At 64.3% G+C, this 18,067-nt stretch carries 20 protein-coding genes; 8 read left to right on the top strand and 12 right to left on the bottom strand.

The features are described from left to right. Positions 1-52 precede the first annotated feature (52 nt). Entirely contained in the window at positions 53-904 is an 852-nt protein-coding gene (gene panC, locus AC0L3U_RS25330; RefSeq protein WP_473363640.1) for a pantoate--beta-alanine ligase, read from the top strand. Positions 905-943: 39 nt separating this feature from the next. Further along, positions 944-1,744, top strand: a complete 801-nt coding sequence (locus AC0L3U_RS25325) for a hypothetical protein (RefSeq protein WP_473363639.1) — start codon at positions 944-946, stop codon at positions 1,742-1,744. A gap of 17 nt (positions 1,745-1,761) precedes the next feature. Here the strand turns inward: AC0L3U_RS25325 and AC0L3U_RS25320 are convergent, their stop codons facing one another. The 4 genes from AC0L3U_RS25320 to AC0L3U_RS25305 all read right to left on the bottom strand — a co-directional run bounded on the left by AC0L3U_RS25320 (position 1,762) and on the right by AC0L3U_RS25305 (position 4,565). Beyond that, positions 1,762-2,202 carry a DUF1489 family protein gene (locus AC0L3U_RS25320; RefSeq protein WP_473363638.1) on the bottom strand — a complete coding sequence of 147 codons (441 nt, stop codon included), beginning with the start codon at positions 2,200-2,202 and terminating at the stop codon, positions 1,762-1,764. Between the two features lie 42 nt (positions 2,203-2,244). Further along, positions 2,245-3,210 carry a hypothetical protein gene (locus AC0L3U_RS25315; protein ID WP_473363637.1) on the bottom strand — a complete coding sequence of 322 codons (966 nt, stop codon included), beginning with the start codon at positions 3,208-3,210 and terminating at the stop codon, positions 2,245-2,247. A 159-nt stretch (positions 3,211-3,369) separates the two neighbouring features. Further along, positions 3,370-3,573 (bottom strand): hypothetical protein, encoded by a 204-nt coding sequence (locus AC0L3U_RS25310; RefSeq protein WP_007611353.1) that lies wholly within the window; start codon positions 3,571-3,573, stop codon positions 3,370-3,372. 329 nt (positions 3,574-3,902) lie between these two features. Continuing rightward, entirely contained in the window at positions 3,903-4,565 is a 663-nt protein-coding gene (locus tag AC0L3U_RS25305) for a glutathione S-transferase family protein (RefSeq protein ID WP_473363636.1), read from the bottom strand. Between the two features lie 124 nt (positions 4,566-4,689). On the opposite strand from AC0L3U_RS25305, the gene AC0L3U_RS25300 reads away from it, so the two are divergent. The 3 genes from AC0L3U_RS25300 to AC0L3U_RS25290 all read left to right on the top strand — a co-directional run bounded on the left by AC0L3U_RS25300 (position 4,690) and on the right by AC0L3U_RS25290 (position 8,757). After that, on the top strand, positions 4,690-5,496 hold the full coding sequence (locus tag AC0L3U_RS25300; protein ID WP_473363635.1) for a DUF599 domain-containing protein: 807 nt from the start codon (positions 4,690-4,692) through the stop codon (positions 5,494-5,496). Positions 5,497-6,442: 946 nt separating this feature from the next. Further along, positions 6,443-7,708, top strand: a complete 1,266-nt coding sequence (locus tag AC0L3U_RS25295) for a glycosyltransferase family 2 protein (protein WP_473363634.1) — start codon at positions 6,443-6,445, stop codon at positions 7,706-7,708. Further along, positions 7,705-8,757, top strand: a complete 1,053-nt coding sequence (locus AC0L3U_RS25290; protein ID WP_473295013.1) for an HlyD family secretion protein — start codon at positions 7,705-7,707, stop codon at positions 8,755-8,757. The genes AC0L3U_RS25295 and AC0L3U_RS25290 overlap by 4 nt, the downstream gene beginning before the upstream one ends. A 461-nt stretch (positions 8,758-9,218) precedes the next feature. Here AC0L3U_RS25290 and AC0L3U_RS25285 read toward each other — a convergent pair whose 3' ends face one another. From AC0L3U_RS25285 to mgtE, 4 genes are all read right to left on the bottom strand, one after another. Next, positions 9,219-10,214, bottom strand: a complete 996-nt coding sequence (locus tag AC0L3U_RS25285) for a hypothetical protein (protein WP_473363633.1) — start codon at positions 10,212-10,214, stop codon at positions 9,219-9,221. A 49-nt stretch (positions 10,215-10,263) separates the two neighbouring features. Then, complete coding sequence (locus tag AC0L3U_RS25280) at positions 10,264-11,082, bottom strand: aldo/keto reductase (RefSeq protein WP_473363632.1); 819 nt, start codon at positions 11,080-11,082, stop codon at positions 10,264-10,266. 172 nt (positions 11,083-11,254) lie between these two features. Next, positions 11,255-11,572, bottom strand: a complete 318-nt coding sequence (locus tag AC0L3U_RS25275; protein ID WP_018455197.1) for a helix-turn-helix domain-containing protein — start codon at positions 11,570-11,572, stop codon at positions 11,255-11,257. Positions 11,573-11,732: 160 nt separating this feature from the next. Beyond that, positions 11,733-13,154: a magnesium transporter gene (mgtE, locus tag AC0L3U_RS25270; protein ID WP_473363631.1), complete on the bottom strand. Its 1,422-nt coding sequence runs from the start codon at positions 13,152-13,154 to the stop codon at positions 11,733-11,735. A gap of 116 nt (positions 13,155-13,270) precedes the next feature. Between mgtE and AC0L3U_RS25265 the strand changes: the two genes are divergently transcribed. Then, positions 13,271-14,044, top strand: a complete 774-nt coding sequence (locus AC0L3U_RS25265; protein ID WP_473363630.1) for a polysaccharide deacetylase family protein — start codon at positions 13,271-13,273, stop codon at positions 14,042-14,044. A 178-nt stretch (positions 14,045-14,222) separates the two neighbouring features. Further along, positions 14,223-15,533 (top strand): polysaccharide deacetylase family protein, encoded by a 1,311-nt coding sequence (locus tag AC0L3U_RS25260; RefSeq protein WP_473363629.1) that lies wholly within the window; start codon positions 14,223-14,225, stop codon positions 15,531-15,533. 6 nt (positions 15,534-15,539) lie between these two features. On the opposite strand, the gene AC0L3U_RS25255 is transcribed toward AC0L3U_RS25260, so the two are convergent. Beyond that, the gene (locus AC0L3U_RS25255) at positions 15,540-15,914 is read right to left on the bottom strand and encodes a hypothetical protein (protein ID WP_456769543.1); all 375 of its coding nucleotides are present in this window, start codon (positions 15,912-15,914) and stop codon (positions 15,540-15,542) included. 286 nt (positions 15,915-16,200) lie between these two features. Between AC0L3U_RS25255 and AC0L3U_RS25250 the strand changes: the two genes are divergently transcribed. Then, the gene (locus AC0L3U_RS25250; RefSeq protein ID WP_473349729.1) at positions 16,201-16,458 is read left to right on the top strand and encodes a hypothetical protein; all 258 of its coding nucleotides are present in this window, start codon (positions 16,201-16,203) and stop codon (positions 16,456-16,458) included. 21 nt (positions 16,459-16,479) lie between these two features. Here AC0L3U_RS25250 and AC0L3U_RS25245 read toward each other — a convergent pair whose 3' ends face one another. The 3 genes from AC0L3U_RS25245 to AC0L3U_RS25235 form a co-directional block, all read right to left on the bottom strand. Further along, a complete protein-coding gene (locus AC0L3U_RS25245; protein ID WP_247286900.1) occupies positions 16,480-16,668 on the bottom strand; it encodes a hypothetical protein in 189 nt (62 codons plus the stop codon). 10 nt (positions 16,669-16,678) lie between these two features. Then, positions 16,679-17,008 (bottom strand): four-helix bundle copper-binding protein, encoded by a 330-nt coding sequence (locus AC0L3U_RS25240; protein WP_473363628.1) that lies wholly within the window; start codon positions 17,006-17,008, stop codon positions 16,679-16,681. Between the two features lie 101 nt (positions 17,009-17,109). Then, positions 17,110-18,054 carry a cation diffusion facilitator family transporter gene (locus AC0L3U_RS25235; protein WP_473363627.1) on the bottom strand — a complete coding sequence of 315 codons (945 nt, stop codon included), beginning with the start codon at positions 18,052-18,054 and terminating at the stop codon, positions 17,110-17,112. Positions 18,055-18,067: the final 13 nt, after the last annotated feature.

The raw sequence follows: 18,067 nt of genomic DNA, 5'->3' as shown, positions 1-18,067 counted from the left end.
GCCTGCCGGGCGCCGGGACGCGCCCGACCATTCCCAACCCCGTCGAGTTCTGATGTCACGCAGCCCCTTGATCGCCCGCACGGTCCCCACCCTGCGACGCGCCGTCGACAATCTTCGCAAGCGAAAGGCCACGATCGCGCTGGTCCCGACCATGGGAGCGCTCCATGACGGCCATGTGTCGCTGGTGCGCCTGGCCAGGCGGCGCGCGAGCCGCGTCGTGGTGTCGATCTTCGTCAACCCGACCCAGTTCGCGCCGACCGAGGATTTTGGCGCCTATCCGCGAACCTGGAAGGCCGATCTCGCCAAGCTCGCCGCCGAGGACGTCGATATCGTCTGGCATCCCGGCGCCGAGGCCATGTATCCGGAGGGCTTTGCCACCCGCATCGTGCCGGAGGGACCGGCGCTGGCCGGCCTCGAGGACCGCTTCCGCCCGCATTTCTTCGGCGGCGTCGCCACCGTCGTCGGCAAGCTGTTCACGCAGTGCCGGCCGGATGTCGCGATCTTCGGCGAGAAGGATTTTCAGCAGTTGCGGGTGGTGGCGCAGATGGCTCGCGACCTCGACCTCGGCGTCAAGGTGATCGGTTCCCGCACCGTGCGCGAACGCGACGGGCTCGCGGTGTCCTCGCGCAACGTCTATTTGTCACCACAGGAGCGGCAGACAGCAACCACCCTGTACCGCGCCATGAAGGAGAGCGCCGGGCGCATCCGCGCCGGCGAAGCGGTCGCGGCCGCAATGGCGCGCGGTGCCGCGATGATCACGGCGGCCGGCTTTGAGCTCGACTATTTCGAGGTGCGCCATGCAGCGACCCTGGCGCCTGTCACCTCGCGCAAGGACGGCCCGTTGCGCATCCTGGTCGCGGCCAAGCTCGGAGCGACGCGGCTGATCGACAATATCGCGGTGTAACCGCCAAGGTTGATCTTGCACCTTTGCTCGCCCGGATGGATGATCGGCGCGATGAAGCGAGCCGACTGGCGGGGCATGTCGTCCATCAGCGCGAGGATCGTGAGCGGTGTGCTGGCGCTCGTTGCCGCAGGCGCCGTACAGGCACAACAGCGTCCGCCGGTCGGCGCCTTCGGCTCGCCGCCCGACGCCATGATCTTCTACGTCGCCCATGGCCCGGCCGATGCCTGTGGGCCGGGGTGTTCGGACTGGATTGCCGCGGAAGGGGCTGTGCAGTGGGACAGCTACAAGCGCCTGATCGCGATCCTCGACCGTCAGGCCGGGCGCAAGCTGCCTGTCGTGATCCATAGCTGGGGCGTATCCAATCTCAAGGTCGCAAGCAGCCTCGGCCGCATCCTGCGCGACCGCGGCCTCGACGCCACGGCCGGGACGACCGAGGTCACAGCCTGCGCCGGGAAGCCGGACGCCGAATGCTTTGCGCTGAAGCGTCCGGGCGGACCGCTCGATGCAAGATTGTCAGTGTTGAATCTGATTTGCGATTTTGCCTGCGTGCTCGCGCTGGCGGGCGGCGTGCATCGCAGCCTGCCGCCGGGCACGAAGGTTGTGCTGGGCAGCCGCTCCGTCCGTAACCGGCTCGCGCCCAACATCCCGGCTGAGCAGCGCGAGAGCCTCACGGAGTATTTTGGCGAGCAACACCGGAAATATCTGAACGAGATGGGCATTGCCCGATCTCGTCGACATCGTGGATGGCATCGGCGAAGGCGGGCGGCCCGTCGTCATACCGTCGTCCGACTGGGCGCGGCTGCACATCGTGACGCCTTCGCAGTGAAGCCTTCGCAGTGAAGCCTTGGGAGTAGCGACTACAACAGCCCGAGATCGCGCAGCTCGCGCCGCATCGGCTCCGGCATCGCCGCGATCGAGCCGGCGGCGGACTTGCCGAGATCGGGCGGCACCGAATCGTCGGCGAGATAGCGCCAGCCCTGGAACGGGCGCATCGGCCGCGGCGACACCGGGATCACCTTCGGCTGCATCACGATCCGGCAGCGTCCGATGCCATCCTTGTCGCGGAACGGCTCGATGCCGATGATCTTTTCGCGCGCGGCGACCTCGCCCTTGATCACCCAATAGAGCGACCCGCCCGACAGGATCTCGGAGTCGCGCTTGGGCACCATGCGGGTGATGTGGATGTGATGTTGCGGCAGACCCTTCTTCTTGGCGGCCTGCATCCGTTCGGCGGTCCACTCCTTCAATTCCTTGATGGATTCGCAGCCGACGGCGAGCTTGATCAGATGTAGTGGCATGCCCCAGCATTAGCCGGGCAGCCACGCATTTGGAATGCCGATCTACTCGTTATCCGCAGCCGGGGGAGCCGCGGGCGGCGGCGTGAGCGGAACCGGTGCTGCCGCCGGCGCCCGAGCAGCCTTCGGCGCAGGCGGCTTCTTCGCGGCGGGGGCTGCGGCCTGTGCCGAGGCCGCTGCCGGGGAGCGCGGAGCCGCTGCGTTCGCGGCGGGCGCAGCCTGGCGCGTCGGCGGCTCCGGATTCATGATGCTGACCGGCGGCGTCGACGAGGCACTCGGAAACTCGGCACTGGTCGGCTTGCCCGTCGGCATCGACGGCGGCAGTCCGGCAAGCGCGGCAGTGGCCGGCAACGATTGCGCTGCTGCAGGCGCATTCCAGGTCGGCGCGTGGCGCGCGACCAGCGTGTCGTAGAGATGGGAATCCATGTTGGCGGCGACCTGCTGCTGGTCGGTCAGCGAGCGGAAGGCCGCACAGTCGAACTGCGTGCAGCCGTCGCGCACGACCAGCACCTGCGCGACCAGGCCGTAGCGATCACGCTCCAGCGACTTGCGCAGCACCTTGATGTCGGGCGTCAGGCTCTTCTCGGCGGTCGCGGCATCGCCGAGCGCCGTCAGCCGGTCGATCCTGGCCGCAATGGTGGAGACGGCCGCAGCCGCCACGTCAGGCGCGCCGAACAGCGCTTTCTCGCAGCCAATGGCCACGGCATCGCCGGCGAGATCGTCGAGACAGGACAACGCCGGCAGGCTCGCGGTCATCGCGGCCTGCGCGCGCGCCTCGGTCGGCGTGGTCTGCCCCGCCGGTCCATCGACACGCACGACGGCAGCCAGCGCGATGGCAATGGCGAGCAGCGTAACGACGGCCAGCGCACCGTTGGCGACCGATCGCTCGGCGCGCAGCAGCGTGACCAGGAGGATCAGTCCGAAGAAGCCGGCAGCCGCCAGCATCATCCACATTGGAAAGGCCGGCGAGCGCCAGATTTGGTCGAGCGACGAGGCCCATGGCCAGTTCATGCGCGACGTCCCCTCACGCGAGCAGAGAGCGAATGGTCAAAGCGAGCACCGAGAGTCGGCAACTGCCCCCGGCCCCCCTTTTGAAGGTGAAGCGGGCCTTTTGACGGCGGCAGAATACAAATTCCCAGGAACGCGCCAATGCGCGGGTAGCGTCGGCCTTCAGGACAGCGCGAGCTGGCTTTCCTTGGCGACGCGTTCGAAGGCTTCGGTCGAGCTCTTGATCCGGTACTGACAGTCGTCACCATCCGTCGGCAGGAGGCGGATGACCTCATACGAGCCGCTGGCAGCGGGGCGTGCGACATTGCTGGCGGTGAACAATACGCGCGCGCCAATAGGGAATTTGTGCTTCAACACCCTCTCCATCACTCAAACAACGCCTGCCACGCCCATGGTCCCACTGCGTCGGCCGGCCGGAAACCCGAGCGTGGTATAGCATGCGGCGGGCGTTTTTGGCCAGCAGTATGCAACATGGCAAACGTGCGAATTTTGCAGTTATTTCAGAGTGATGCCGCCAGCCGATGATACCGCTGGAACCGGTCCTTCAGGCGCTATGGGGCAAACGGCCGTCGGGCTTGCGTGATCCACCGCCTTGGGCCGTTTCTGGGCCGTGAGGTCCCTCTCCTTGCCGACCACTCGGGCGATCGAGCGCCGCCGGCTTGCTGCGAGAAGCGAGGCCCGATCGCAACCACAGATTACACGGCCTCGAACTTTTCGATGACGAGCGTTTCGGCGAGCCCGTCCCGGGTCCATTCCTGGAACGCCGGCAGCGCCAGCATCGTGTCCATGTAGGCCCGGGTCTCCGGCGTGACCTCGATCGCGTAGGTGCGGAAGCGGTGCACGACCGGGGCATACATCGCATCTGCCGCGCCGAAGCGCCCGAACAGGAACGGTCCATTGGCGCCATACCGGGTCCGGCATTCGCGCCAGATCTCCTGCACGCGCGCGATATTGGCCTCGGCGTCCGCCGACAGCGTCACGGGACGCACCGGGCGGTGCAGGTTCATGCCGCATTCGTTGCGAAGGGCCATGAAGCCGGAATGCATCTCGGCGCACACCGAACGGGCATGGGCGCGGGCGGCGGCGTCGCCCGGCCACAGCTTCACTTCCGGGTAGCGCTCGGCGACGTATTCGATGATGCTAAGCGAATCCCACACCGTGATGTCGCCGTCGACCAGCACCGGCACCTTGCCGGCGCGGCTGAACGAGATGATCTGCTCCTTGTCCGCGGGATTGTCGGTGTAGAGCGGGATCAGGGTCTCCGCGAACGGGATGTCGTTGGCACGGAGCGCGAGCCACGGCCGCATCGACCATGACGAGTAATTCTTGTTGCCGATTGCGAGTTTCAGCGCAGCCATGTCATCAGTCCTTCTCGATCCGCCTTGAAGCGAGCCGCTTTTAACGCCATCGCCTGCCGCCAATCAATCGTTGCTGCACCTCGCCATGCGTGGCAAGCGTTGCGATCCTCGCCAGGAGACAGACATGAGCAGGCATTGGGTCGACATCACCGCCATCGGCTTCTTCATCATCGAGTGGCTGGTCTACGCGCTGACGCTGGAGCATTCGGCCTATGGCCGCGACAGCCTGTCGGCGCGCATGAACCGCTACCGCGAAGTGTGGGTGCGCCGGCTGCTCGACCGCGACGCGCGCATGGTCGATATGCAGATCATGGCCTCGCTGCAGAACGGCACCGCCTTCTTCGCCTCCACCAGCCTGATCGCGCTCGGCGGCGCGCTGGCGCTGCTGCACGCGACCAATGACGCGATCACGATCTTGAGCAAGCTGCCGATCGATCTCAGCACCTCGCCGGCGATGTGGGAGCTGAAATGCGTCGGCCTTGTCCTGATCTGCGTCTACGCCTTCTTCAAATTCGCCTGGTCGTATCGCCTGTTCAACTATGTCGCGATTCTGTTCGGTGGCATGCCTGCGGCCTCGCAGCGTGACACGCCGGAGGCCGAAGCCCACGTGATCCGCACCTCGCGCCTGTTCGAATCCGCCGGCCGCCATTTCAACCGCGGCCAGCGCGCCTTCTTCTTCGCACTGGGCTATCTCGGCTGGTTCGTCAGCCCCTGGGTGTTGTTCGTGACCACGGCCGCCGTGGTGATCGTGACCTGGCGGCGGCAATTCGCCTCAAGCGCGTGGGAGGCCATGGCGCCGGAGGTGGTGGATGGCGAGGAGATGCGGAAGCGCGTCGTTGACGCGCTTGTGTCCCAGACGAGTTGCAGCGCTCTTGCGCTGCGTCCGGTACGAGAGCGGAGTGTGGCGGACAAGCCGCTGCGCTCGCATTGACGCAGTATGAGGCGGCAGCGCCACTTTTCCAGCTCGCATTTTGAATTGCAGACATAGCTTCGCACTCTCGCGGCGCATTTCGCCCGTATCTTTGCCTGGTCACTTCCCCCCTTATCCAAGGGCACAGGGAAGCCTGCGATCATAATCCTAAGCCGGCGTCTCGGCCTGTGCAGCGATTGCCTCATGGGAACTCCTGAAGTCGCTTTGATCTATCTCAATTCTCTGACTTGAGCGGGCATCAGTTTGAGGGAGTCGCGTCCATCGCTTCGCCGCGCCGGCCGGGCGGTTGGGCGCTTCCAGGGAGCTCGATATGATCAAGTCGCTCGGAATTGCCACGTCCGCCTTCTTCTTCGCAGTATCGGCTCAGGCGATGACACCTGCCCCGATTGCACAGCCCGAAAGCCTGATTACGGAAGTCGCTGCTGCCTGCGGCGTCGGTAGGACACGTATCAACGGCGTGTGCGTGGCACGGACCACCGTCCGGCATACCCGTCGGGCGGTTCGCAGATGTGTGAGAGGGACGACGTGCTGATTGGTTGTCCTCAAGGACAATACGCAGATTGGTGCGTCGCGATTAGAGTTCTGGAGTACCGACCCCAACGGTACATCGACGCCCCCACCGGCCTCAGTCTTTCCAGACTGAGGCCGTCTTGCGCCTGAAAGGTTGGACGGACCTGGTCACCTTGTGGGATTTATCGACGCGGGGAACAACTCCAACTGCAAAGCTGATGCCGGCACGCCAACAATCAGCCTTCGAGAGCCGGTCATCGTCAACCGACGAAGCCGACGAAGCCGATGAATAGCGCAGACACAAAAAGCAAATGTTTACGCAATTTACCCCGCGACCATCAACGCGATGGTCTTCATTTTCCCGTCTGATAATTGCCTTGCGCGCCTTGTTTGGTCGGATGCTCGGAGTGGTCCTGTCGTAGCGGAGATGGCCGGCATGTCCGAAATGGTGGAAGTCCTCGCCGGAACGAGTTTATTTCTACTCGCCTTCTCGCTGCTGATATTCGACATACCCCGCTACACCTTATCGTTGGTGTCTCTTGCTCTGTTCAGCTCGAAGCGGCGAAGCGCCGGTGGGCCGGTTTGCCAAGCGACGGTAAGCGTGATTATCCCGACGTTCAACGGCGGCTCCGGGCTTGCTCCTTCGATCAGCTCGCTGCGCCGGCAAACCCTGCGACCTGTCGAAATCATCGTCGTCGACGATGGCTCCACCGACGCAACACGCGCGGTCGCGGAGCGGGCGAGAGCGCAGGGCCTGGTTGACATGGTCATCTGCCATGGGACCCGCTGCGGCCGCAGCGCTGCCATCAACGCTGCAGCACGGTTTGCCCGCGGCGATCTTCTCTTGACCGTAGATGCCGACACTGTCTTCGAACCGAACGCGGTTGAGCGCCTCGCGGCTGCGTTCGGCGATCCGCTCGTCGCCGGCGCAAGTTGCAGCATCGCGATCAGCAACGAGCGCGACTCGATATGGACAGGACTTCAAAGCGTCGAATACCTGATGTCGATCACCGCGGGGCGGTCGATCCTAGACGTGGTGGATGCGATCGCGTGCCTGTCCGGCGCCTGTTCCATGTATCGCCGGGATATTTTCGCGCAGCAGGGCGGGCTCGACGTCGGCCCGGGAGAGGATATGGAGTACACCTTGCGGCTCCGCAGACTCGGCTATGTCATTCGGTTCGTTTCCGACGCCTGGGCGGAAACAGCCGGCCCCGCAAGCGGCATAAGTCTGTTGCGCCAGCGCGCACGCTGGGATCGCGATGCTCTGCGCATCCGCTTCATGATGTATGGCGAGCTGAGTTTTCGCCATCCGCTAGAGCGTTTACCGGACACGATCCAACGGCTGGACTTCATCGTCTTTGATCTCGTTCCGACGCTCAGCCTGCCATTCTACTTGGCCTACATTGTGCTGTTGTTCGGCTCGGATGCCGTGTTGTTTCTTTCGGCGATATACGTGCTGCTGCTCTGGATCTCAGTCTTCAATATGGCGCTTGTGTTCGCCCTGTTCCATCGATCCGTCGGAACCTTGGGCTGGAAGATGGCTCTTATCTTTCCCTTTTACCAGGGTGTCTATCTGAAGTGCGCGCGGTTCTTTTCCTACACTTCGGAAATCATTTTTGCCTCGTCGCGGAACGATGATTTCGTGCCGCCGCGCGTTCGCCGTGCACTATTCGGCGATCGGACGAAGGAAGTGGCCAAATGACCGTCACCCTAACACGACTCGATCCCCATATCCCCGATCCCATCGAGAGCCGTCGGCGTGCGGCCGGACGGGCCGTCCGCGCCGCCTATGCGACAATCGTATTCGGCATACTCGCATTCTTTGTCATCTATTTCGGGAGGCCAATTCTTTATCTCGGCGGCCCGGGCAGCGTGTCCTCACCAAGATATTTGGTTTCAATGCCTTACATCGTGCAGATCAACAGCATCACCGTGCTGAGAGGTGCATCGGTCAAGGCCGGCGACGAAATCGGAAGGGTTCGGTCTCCGCAGCACGATGAAATAGTCGCCACCTATATGCGCTCGCTCGCGGACATCGCCGGTCGCAAAGCGGAACTGCGCGTCAAGGCCCGGGTTGCGCGCGAATCTCTCGACGCGGCGCGCTCACATCTGCGGCTTGCTGAGGAAGCTGTCGAACTTATCGCAAACTCATCGGCCGCGAGCCTGAATTACCGCATAGACATGTCCCGGGAGCGCGCCCTGGCTAACAAAGCCGTGGTCTCGCAGGAGGCGGAAGCCGCCGAGGCCAGCACTCAATTGGCCGCTCTCGACGAATTCGGCCGGCAACTCGGTGACCGCCTCGAAAAGGTTGAAAGCAGCTTTGCAGACGGGAGAGTCTTCGCACCCATAGCTGGAATAGTCGCGAACAATCCTGCGCGCGCCGGCCAATCGCTGGTGGCGGGCACTCCGATCGCAGAAATTCTCGACCCCACGGATGTCTTCGTCGACTGGTACGTTCCCAACGAACGCCTGTCCGATCCAAAAGTCGGCAACGAAGTCTTTGTGCTGTTCGGCAACCGACGAATTCTGGGCAAGATCGCGGAAATCCTGCCGGTGTCAGATGTGTACCCGGGACCGGGCTCGTCAGTGATGCGCGAGCGTACTGCCTCGCAAATCGCGCGAATCAGGTTCAGCCCAGGCGCGCATTCCCCCGCGCTGAACTCGGCCGTCGACGTTCACATGCACTACACGCAACTCAGCGCGCGGATCGCTTCCATGCTGGTGGGACTATTCGGGCTCGACGAGCTGTGAGAGGGAGCGAAGTGCAGCATGCAGATCGAAGGGACTCAAACGAATTGCCCGGCTTGCGGCTCATCCGCTCTGATCTCGTTTCCGGTATTCCACCACATGATCTGCGCCTATGTTGGTCCGGAGTATGACTTCGCACCGAACATCGCGGGATATACGTGCCCGAAGTGCTGCCGCGACATTGTGTCGGCTGACCCAGCTTGCGAGATCGTGGGCACTAGCGCGCGGTGCACAAGGTGTTGGGTTGAGATGGTGGTGTCTCCAGCGTGTGCTCCGGCTGGTTTGTAAGGATTGGCGGCGATCTCGACTTGTCCGTCGCCAGACGCAAAGTTGGACGTACGGTCATTCTATGCGCTGAGCAGCAAGTCCGGATGGAGCGCAGCGGCGTAATCCGGGAAGGTGCCGAATGCCGGGCGAGCGCTCCTGGATTGCGCTTCGCTCCATCCGGGCTACATGATGACCTGCTACCCGCCAAAATCCCGTGGGCTGAACGGCAGGTCCATCACCTTCCATTCCCCGTATTTGTCGGCCGGCAGCATCTTGTAGGGCTGGCAGGCCTGAAGCGCGCTCATGGCGGACTTCACGAGCGCCACGCCCTTCGCGGACGGCGGGGCTTCGATCAGGATCGGCTCGCGCGCCAGCGTGCCGTCGGTCGCGAGCACCGTGCGCAGCTTGATGTTGACGTTGTCGGTCGGCGCGACCCCAGCCGGCAGCTTGGCGCAGCTTCGCAAGTGACGGCGCAGCTCGGCGATGATTTCGGCCGGCAGCTTGGCTGCGATTGAATCCTTGGCATCGCCGCCATCGTCCTTGGGGGCGTCCTTCGGCAGCTCCGTCGGCAATTCCGGCGGCAGGCCCAGCATGACGCCGTACTTGACGGTGACGTCGGGCTCCGGCGCCTGATAGGCCGGGGGCGGCGCGGCCTCTGGCTGCGGCATCGCTTGTGGCAGGAGTTGCGGCGCCGGGGGCTGCGGCGTCGCCTGAGGCGGCGGCGACTGCGATGGCTGAGGCTGTGGCTGTGGCTGTTGAGGCTGCGGTTGCGTCTGCGCGTTTGCTTCGCGCTGCTGCTGCTGAGGCGTTTGTGAAGGCTGTGGCTGCGGCTGTTTTTGCTGCGGCTGTTCGGGCGAGGCCTGCTGCTTCGAGGACGGTGCTGCGGCCTGCTGCTTCGCCTCGGGCTTCGGCGCGGCGGCCGCCTTGTCCTTGTCGGTGAAATCCAGCTTCGGCAGTTTCAGGTCAGGGGTCGGCTCCGGCGGCTTCGCCTTGAGTTTTTCCTCGGCCTTCTCCTCGGCCTTGGCCTCCTCCTGCTTCACCTGCTCCGGCGTCACGATGCTGACGGAAACCGATTCGGGCGGGCTGGCGTGAAACGGATGGACTTCGCTGATCACGATGATCAGCGCGACCAGCGTCAGATGGGCGATCGCCGACGCTGCAATGTCCGTCCGTATGATCTTCCGCAGTTCCATCGCCTGACTTCAGGTTGCCAAGCTGGTCCTAGCATACGGCAGCCCCCTCTCAATCCCATTTTGGCGCGAAGCCGAAATCGGTCAGGCGGCCCCTGGGACTGGCCAGCGCGGCGATTTGGGCCATCTCGTCGTCCGAAAGCTCGAAATCGAAGATCTCGATGTTTTCCGACAGGCGTTCGACGCGCGAGGTGCGCGGGATCGCAGCGACATTCTGTTGCACCAGCCACCGCAGGCAGACCTGCGCCGGCGTCTTGTGATGCAGACGCCCGATCTCAGCGAGCGTCTGGTCGCTCTTGATCCGCCCCCTGGCGATCGGGCTATAGGCGACCAGCGCGAGCCCGTGCTGATCGCAGGCCGCCCTCACCTTCGCCTGGTCGAGATAAGGGTGGTATTCGACCTGGTTGCAGGCCAGCGGCTCCGGCGACAACGCCACCGCCTGCTCGATCAGCGCGACGGTGAAATTGGAGACGCCGATGTGGCGGGTCAGGCCCATGCGCTTGGCATGCGACAGCGCGCCCAACGTCTCCTCCAGCGGCACGTGCGAATTGGGCCAGTGCAACAGCAAGAGATCGACGGAGGGAAGCCGCATGCGCACCAGACTCTCCTTGACCGAGCGTTCGAGATCGTGGGGCGCGAAATGGTTGGTCCAGACCTTCGTCGTCAGGAAGATGTCGTCGCGGCGCACACCGGAGGCGCGCAGGCCGTCGCCGACCTCGCGCTCATTGTCGTAGACCTGTGCGGTATCGATGTGGCGATAGCCGAGCCGCAGTGCCTGTTCGACCACACGCGCGCACATGCGCCCGCTCAGCTCCCAGGTTCCCAGCCCGATCGCCGGTATCCTTGCGCCATTGGTCTCGACGAACAGCATGAGGAATCCTCTCTGTCGCGGTCGCCCCAAATCATCATCCAGGCGTCATTATGAACCCGGCTGGCGACACTGCCAACGGGCGACGTCAGCGGCCGAGCCGGATCTTGCGCGCAATGCTAACGGGAGGTTCGCGCCAAGCCCTGACGTCAAGCCCTGACGTCAGGCTTTGAGCTCAGGCTTTGGCGAGCGCCTGGAACACGGTGTCGGGCGCATGCGCGATCACGGCGAGCAGCGCGCGGGCGGGTCCCCGCGGGGCGCGCTTGCCCTGCTCCCAATTGCGGATGGTCTCGACGGGAACGCCGAGTTTGGCCGCGAACTCCATCTGGGTCAGGCAGGCGCGACGGCGCAAATCGCGCACGGCGAGCGAGCTGGTGTCGGGCGGCGCTGCGTTAGGTACGGGCTGGATTGGAAACGGCTGGACCGGAAACTCCTGCCCATCCCGCAACTCGACAATCCGTCCGTCCGCCTTCAGCCGCACACGCATGCTCATTCCCCCAAGCAAGGCGATGATGCGGCAGCTCGCTTAAGTTCGGATTAAAGATGACGCCAGTAGCCCGGATGGAGCGAAGCGCAATCCGGGGCGTCTCTGGAGCCGACCCAGCGGCCCGGAATACGCTTCGCTCCATCCAGGCTACGGATTTCAACAGCTCCTACCTCAGCCCGAACCACAGCGTCGCAATTCCAAGGAAGGAGAAGAAGCCGACGACGTCGGTGACTGTTGTCACGAACGTGCCGGAGGCCACCGCCGGATCCGCCCTGACACGTTCGAGCGCCATAGGGATCAGGATGCCGCCGAGCGCGCCGGCGAAGAGGTTCACGATGATGGCGAGCCCGATGACCATGCCGAGGCCGGGGATCCTGAACCAGGCCACCGCGGCGATTCCCGTGATCACGGCAAAGGCGAGACCGTTGACGAGGCCGACTAGGCCCTCGCGCACCACGACGCGCCAGGCGTTGGAGGAGCCGAGCTCGCGCGTCGCCAGCGCCCGCACCGCGACCGTCATGGTCTGCGTCGCGGCATTGCCGCCCTGGCTTGCGACGATCGGCGCCAGTACGGCGAGCGCCACCATCTTCTCGAGCTGGCCCTCGAACAGGCCGAGCACGGAGGACGCCAGAAAGGCGGTGGCGAGATTGACCAGCAGCCAGTTGAACCGCGCGCGTGCAATGGTGAACACCGTGTCGGACAGCTCTTCGTCGCTGTTGACGCCGCCGAGCGCCTTGAGGTCCTCGTCCGCCTCTTCCTCGATGACGTCGACGACGTCGTCGACGGTGATGACGCCGACGAGGCGGTCCTGGGTGTCGAGCACGGGGGCTGCGACGAGATTGTACTTACCGAACATGCGCGCCACCTCCTCCTGGTCCTCCAGGACGGAGACGCGGCGGCGATCCTCGTCAGTCAGCTCCGCAAGCGCCACCGGGCGGCGGGCGCGCAGCAGCACGTCGAGCGAGACCGCGCCCTGCCAATGCTGCTCCTTGTCGACGACGTAGATCTCGTAGAAGCGGTCGGGCAGATCTGGCGTCTCGCGCATGTAGTCGATCGCCTGGCCCACGGTGAAATCCTGGGGCACGGCGATGAACTCGGTCTGCATCCGGCGGCCGGCGGAATTTTCCGGATAAAGCAGGCTGCGCTCGAGCACGACGCGCTCCTTGAGCGGCAGCTTCTCGAGGATCTCCTCCTGATCGGCCTGATCGAGCGTTTCCAGCAGCTCGACCGCGTCGTCGGATTCGAGCTCGCGCACACCTTCCGCGACCGTCTGCGGCGGCAGTTCCTCGAGGATCTCTTCGCGCACGCCCTCGTCGAGCTCGTTCAGCGCGGAGAAGTCGAAATCGCGCCCCGTCAGTTCGACCAGGCGGACCCGATCGTCAGGCTCGAGAGCCCCAATGAGATCGCCGAGATCGGCCTCGTGCAGCTCGGCAACGCAGGCGCGCAGCGCGGCGCTGTCACCGGCCTCGATCGCATGGGCAATTTCCGCGACGAATTCGTGACGAATCTCGCCGTCTTCATTGCGCATCGGCACGTGGTCGAGTACCGATTCCGCAGCAGACGCGGCACCGTCCAGATGTTCATCCATGGCGCGCCTCGCCGTCCGACAGGTTGGAACGAGTGGTCTGAGCTATTGGTTCAGGCAATACCCACAAGGCAACTCCGAGCGCAATGACAAAGATGCTTCGACTGAGGTGGACCTCGATGGCGGCAGGCGCAGCCCTCGCGGCCCTCACCGGCCTCGCCTCGACTGAAGCCGCCGAGTGCCCGCGCAAGGACGCGCTCGGCACCTCCCGCATTCTGAGCGTCGATGCCAAGACCACGCCGCGCGTGGGCCTGAAGAGCTTTCCGCAGACGTTGGCCCTCGCCGATCACGAGGTCGTGCTGACCTTCGACGACGGACCGTATCCACCGACGACGTCGAAGGTATTGGCGGCGCTGGCCCAGGAATGCGTGCGCGCGACCTTCTTCCTGATCGGTCTGCACGCCTCCGAACATCCCGAGATGGTCAAGCGCATCGCGCGCGAGGGCCACAGCATCGGCCACCACACCTTCTCGCATCCGTTCATGGCGCGGATCCCGCTCGAAAAAGCAAAGAACGAGATCGACCGCGGCATTGCCGCCGACGAAATGGCGCTGCACGGCACGCCGACGACGACACCCTCGACGCCGTTCTTCCGGTTTCCCTATTTCGAAGCCACGCAAGCCGAGCTCGACCTGCTGCAGTCCCGCGGCATCGTGGTGTTCGGGGCTGACCTGTGGGCCAGCGACTGGAACGAGATGACGCCGGAGCAGGAATTGAAGCTCGTCACCGAGCGCCTCGCCGCTGCCGGCAAGGGTATCATCCTGTTCCACGATCCCAAGGCGCGCACGGCCGCGATCATGCCGGCCTTCCTGCGGTATCTGAGGGAGAACGGCTATCGGGTGGTTCACGTCGTGCCGGCGGGCACATCACAGAAGAGTGCCGACGCGCATTGATGCCGGAATGTCACGCCGGCGCAAAATGGGGTGATTTGGGCCCTATTAACAGTCTGTTCATGCTACGCCATGCAAGTATTGAGGGGACTTGCAACGGCAAAGGTTCTTGCGCCTGAACCGTTTGCCGATGTCTCCGACCTACTATGGCGGCAATCGCGTAAGAGGGCAGACGGGGTTCATGATCGGAAGTAGCGTTGTTGCTCGGACGCGATCGTGGATCGTCCTTTGCTTTGGCGGATTCCTCGGCGGATTTTTGGGTGTCCTGACCATCGGCTCGCCGGCCATTGCGGCCGACTGCCCCGGCCATCCGGACGCGCTCGGGACATCCCGCACGCTCGTGGTCGATCCGCACGAGCATCCCCGCATCGGCACCATGCAGTACCGCGAGACACTGCCGCTGAAGGACCATGAAGTCGTCCTGACCTTCGACGACGGTCCGTTGCCGAAATATTCCAACCAGGTGCTGCAGATCCTCGCCGACGAGTGCATCAAGGCGACCTTCTTCATCATTGGCGAACAGGCCAAGGCGAACCCCGAAGGCGTGCGCAAGCTGGTCGCGGCGGGCCATACCGTCGGCACGCACAGCATGAACCATCCGCTCACAATGGACCGGATGCCGCTCGACAAGGCCGAGGCGCAGATCAATGGCGGCATCGAGTGGACATCGGCCGCAATGACCGATCCGTCCAAGCTCGCGCCGTTCTTTCGCATTCCCGGCCTGATGCGCGCCGACGGCGTCGAGAACGTTCTGATCTCGCGCGGGATCCAGGTCTGGAGCGCCGATTTCCCGGCCGACGACTGGCGCCATGTGTCGTCCGATCGCGTCTATCAGCTCGCGATCCAGCGGCTTGAGGCCAAGGGCAAGGGCATCCTGCTGCTGCACGACATCCAGGCCCGCACGGTCGCAGCGCTGCCGAAGATCATCCGCGACCTCAAGGCGCGCGGCTATCGCATCGTGCACGTGGTGCCCGCGACCGCCGAGCAACCGGCGACGCCGACAACGCCGGTGGAATGGCTGCTGCATCCGCCGACCGAGACCACACCGATCGCGCGCTGGCCCGCCGTGCCGAACTTCGTGTTCGCGCAGACCAAGATGCTTCCGGCGCCCTCGCTGGCCGACCTCAACGCGCAGACCGCGCATCAACCGCTGCTGCCGCGCAAGACCATGGCGCTCGCCAATGTCGCGGCCACCCTGCCCGTTCCCGCCCGCGATCTCTTTGCGATCCCCGAGGGCTCGGTCGAGGTGCTGCTGTCGACGACCTTGTCGCGGCGCGCCGCGACGCGCCTGGCAATGGCGGCCGAGACGCCCCGTGCGGCCAAGGTCAAAGCCGGCAAGTCGCGCGCGCCCCGCACCGCGCGCGCTGCTCATGGCACACCGAAGCATGCCGCGGAGACCGAGGGCACTGCAGCCAAGGGCGCTAAGAGCGCCGCGCCCAAGAGCACTGCGCCGCGCCCGACCCGTGTGGCGAGCCTGAAGAAGCGCGCGTAGCAGAGCCTATTGTCGCATGATGTTGGCGACGCAGAGCAACACGATCAGCGCCAGGAAGAACAGGTCCATATAGGACTTGACCTCGCCGTCACGCCGCAGCCGGGCGACGTCAACCACGACCTGCTTGCGCACACTCGTTCCGCCAGCGCCGTCATTGAGCGGAGCCTGAAGGCGCTTGGTCTCGGCTTCCAGCTTCTCGATCTTCTGGTAAAAGTAGAACGCCCGCAGCGTCGAAGCTGCGCGCATGCCGGTATAGACCAGCACCAGGATCGCGATAATCGCCCGGTTCTGGTACTTCTCCATGAAATTCAGGCTGAAATAGACCATCGCCATGAATGCGAAGTTGGTCACGAAGCGATAGACGAAGCTTAAAAAGACCATGCGGGCTCAAGCCTTGAAGGGTGGCGCAACCGGACCGTGTTGCAAATGCGGGATCAGGAGCCCAGACCGGAACAGCCGGCCTGAATGCCATGCCGGCCCGTCTACGCCAACTTTGTTTCAACAAAGATACTATTGCCCCGGCAATGCCGCCTTTTAGCCACGCCCGGCCATAATGCAAGCCGGAGCACGGCCGCCGGTCCGGTCCGCGTGCCGCCCGCCTGCAACGGCTCCTTGGAGATTTGGCGGAAGTCCCGATAGACTGGGTTACCACATCTGGGGTCCGCCGATGCCGAAGAAGGGAATCACCGGCCACGACGACTGGGTTCTGACCGAGGCGCTGGCGACTGCGCTGGTCGCGCTGGAGCAGCTCGACACCAAGCACCAGCCGAGCGCGCATATGGACGACATCCGCAAGATGCTCTCCAGCGGCAAGGAGCCGGCGGCGGTGAGCCTGCATCTCGCCCAGGCCAAATGCCGGCTGTTTCCCGACCTCGATCCGCTGGAGATCTACCGGGAATACGGCATCGGCGAAGAGTATGGCTGAGAGCGCCGTTGACGGCCGGGCCTAAGGCCCGCCGGCGACCGATCCGGCGATCACCATGACCAGCGCGGCCAAGTCGATCTTGCCGTTGACGATCAGCTCCTCCGAGGCTTTCGCGTCGTCCGCCCGTTCGACCTTCAGCGATTGCGGCCGGTTCGCCGCCTGCCGCTTCAGCTCCTCGACGATGGCTTCCGTGAGCTTCTCTTCCAGCATGGGCTTGTCCTCAGGCTGCCATCGCACGGCAGGATTGTGCGCAGGAGCGGCACATGGCGACGCACTCGTCCATGCCACCGACCCGCTCGCAATCCTCGGCGCATTCGCTGCAGATTTCGGCGCATTCGCCGCATGTGTGCCGGTGATGCGGCGTGTTGATCAGCATGAAATGCGCCGCCGTCCGGCACATTTCGGCGCAGGCTATCATCAGGCGGAAATGTTTGGGCTCGACGTGCTTGCCGCCGGTCTCGAGGCAATGGTTCATCGCGGTGCCGAGGCAGGTCTGGTAGCAGCTCATGCAGAGCGCGATGCAGCGCGTCATGTCTTCGGATTGAGCCATCCGGTTTCTCCAATGCTCGCCCCCTGCACCGGTCAACCAGGGGGATGTTGTGATCGTTCCTGCCGTCGTGCCGATTGTGACGTCGGAGGAACTTCGCGCAGCTAGCCGTAGCGCCTCGCGCGCACCGCCCGGTAGCGGGCGTCGGTCTGCGGCTTGATGAACAGCGCCGCCACGCTTGGATGGCATTTGCGTATCTCGGCCTCGATCGCGACGACGCATCGCTCGATGTCGTCGGCGCGCTTGTCATCCGCAAATTCGATGCTGAGGGCCGCAACGATTTCGACCGGCGACAGCTGCACCGTCAGAAGGCCGTTGGCCCTGAGCACACCGGGCGAGCGCCTTGCGATATCGAGGACCGATCGCGCGAGCTCCGGATCCGCGGGCTCGCCGATCAGCAGGCTCTTGCTCTCGCGCGCGAGACCGATGGACACGATCGCCAGCAATATCCCGATCAGGATCGAACCGATCCCGTCCCAGACCGGCTGGCGCAGCCATACGGCCGCCGCAGTGGCCGCCGCGGCAATGGCGATGCCGACCAGCGCCGCGCTGTCCTCGAGCAGCACCATGAATGCCGGAGGATCCTTGCTGCGAACGAAAGCCTGATAATATCCGAACCGCTGGCCGTCCGGGCTGAAGCGCCGCAGGGCAACCAGCCAGGAGCCGCCTTCAAACAGGAACGACAGCCCGAGCACCACGAAGCTGACGATCGGACTTTCGATCGGCTCGGGCGCGGCGACATGCAGAATGCCCTGATACAGCGAGACACCGGCGCCCAGCGCGAAGATCAGCAGCGCAACGATGAAGCTCCAGAAATACAGCTCGCGCCCATAGCCGAGCGGATGGGATTCGTCGGGCGAACGGCTCGCGCGCCGGTAGCCGTAGAGCAGCAGGATCTCGTTGGTCGTGTCGACGAGCGAATGCACCGCTTCGCTCGTCATGGCCGAACTTCCCGTCCAGGCGGCGGCGCCGATCTTCGTGACCGCGACCAGGACATTGCCGAAGAGCGCCGCATAGACCGCGGTCTTCGAGGATGATTCTGTTGCCAATGTCCGATACCCC

The sequence above is a fragment of the Bradyrhizobium sp. Kon69 genome (assembly GCF_055807515.1).
The sequence above is the reverse complement of the archived record's forward strand: the minus strand, read 5'-3'. Positions and strand labels throughout refer to the sequence as shown.

Coding starts and splice junctions, on each gene's coding strand:
- mgtE (WP_473363631.1), bottom strand. CDS start 13,154: ATGGATGAACATCTGGACGGTGCCGCGTCTGCTGCGGAATCGGTACTC.
- panC (WP_473363640.1), top strand. CDS start 53: ATGTCACGCAGCCCCTTGATCGCCCGCACGGTCCCCACCCTGCGACGC.
- AC0L3U_RS25310 (WP_007611353.1), bottom strand. CDS start 3,573: ATGGAGAGGGTGTTGAAGCACAAATTCCCTATTGGCGCGCGCGTATTG.
- AC0L3U_RS25260 (WP_473363629.1), top strand. CDS start 14,223: ATGATCGGAAGTAGCGTTGTTGCTCGGACGCGATCGTGGATCGTCCTT.
- AC0L3U_RS25320 (WP_473363638.1), bottom strand. CDS start 2,202: ATGCCACTACATCTGATCAAGCTCGCCGTCGGCTGCGAATCCATCAAG.
- AC0L3U_RS25255 (WP_456769543.1), bottom strand. CDS start 15,914: ATGGTCTTTTTAAGCTTCGTCTATCGCTTCGTGACCAACTTCGCATTC.
- AC0L3U_RS25300 (WP_473363635.1), top strand. CDS start 4,690: ATGAGCAGGCATTGGGTCGACATCACCGCCATCGGCTTCTTCATCATC.
- AC0L3U_RS25315 (WP_473363637.1), bottom strand. CDS start 3,210: ATGAACTGGCCATGGGCCTCGTCGCTCGACCAAATCTGGCGCTCGCCG.
- AC0L3U_RS25280 (WP_473363632.1), bottom strand. CDS start 11,082: ATGCTGTTCGTCGAGACCAATGGCGCAAGGATACCGGCGATCGGGCTG.
- AC0L3U_RS25325 (WP_473363639.1), top strand. CDS start 944: ATGATCGGCGCGATGAAGCGAGCCGACTGGCGGGGCATGTCGTCCATC.
- AC0L3U_RS25240 (WP_473363628.1), bottom strand. CDS start 17,008: ATGGCTCAATCCGAAGACATGACGCGCTGCATCGCGCTCTGCATGAGC.
- AC0L3U_RS25250 (WP_473349729.1), top strand. CDS start 16,201: ATGCCGAAGAAGGGAATCACCGGCCACGACGACTGGGTTCTGACCGAG.
- AC0L3U_RS25285 (WP_473363633.1), bottom strand. CDS start 10,214: ATGGAACTGCGGAAGATCATACGGACGGACATTGCAGCGTCGGCGATC.
- AC0L3U_RS25275 (WP_018455197.1), bottom strand. CDS start 11,572: ATGAGCATGCGTGTGCGGCTGAAGGCGGACGGACGGATTGTCGAGTTG.
- AC0L3U_RS25295 (WP_473363634.1), top strand. CDS start 6,443: ATGTCCGAAATGGTGGAAGTCCTCGCCGGAACGAGTTTATTTCTACTC.
- AC0L3U_RS25245 (WP_247286900.1), bottom strand. CDS start 16,668: ATGCTGGAAGAGAAGCTCACGGAAGCCATCGTCGAGGAGCTGAAGCGG.
- AC0L3U_RS25305 (WP_473363636.1), bottom strand. CDS start 4,565: ATGGCTGCGCTGAAACTCGCAATCGGCAACAAGAATTACTCGTCATGG.
- AC0L3U_RS25265 (WP_473363630.1), top strand. CDS start 13,271: ATGGCGGCAGGCGCAGCCCTCGCGGCCCTCACCGGCCTCGCCTCGACT.
- AC0L3U_RS25290 (WP_473295013.1), top strand. CDS start 7,705: ATGACCGTCACCCTAACACGACTCGATCCCCATATCCCCGATCCCATC.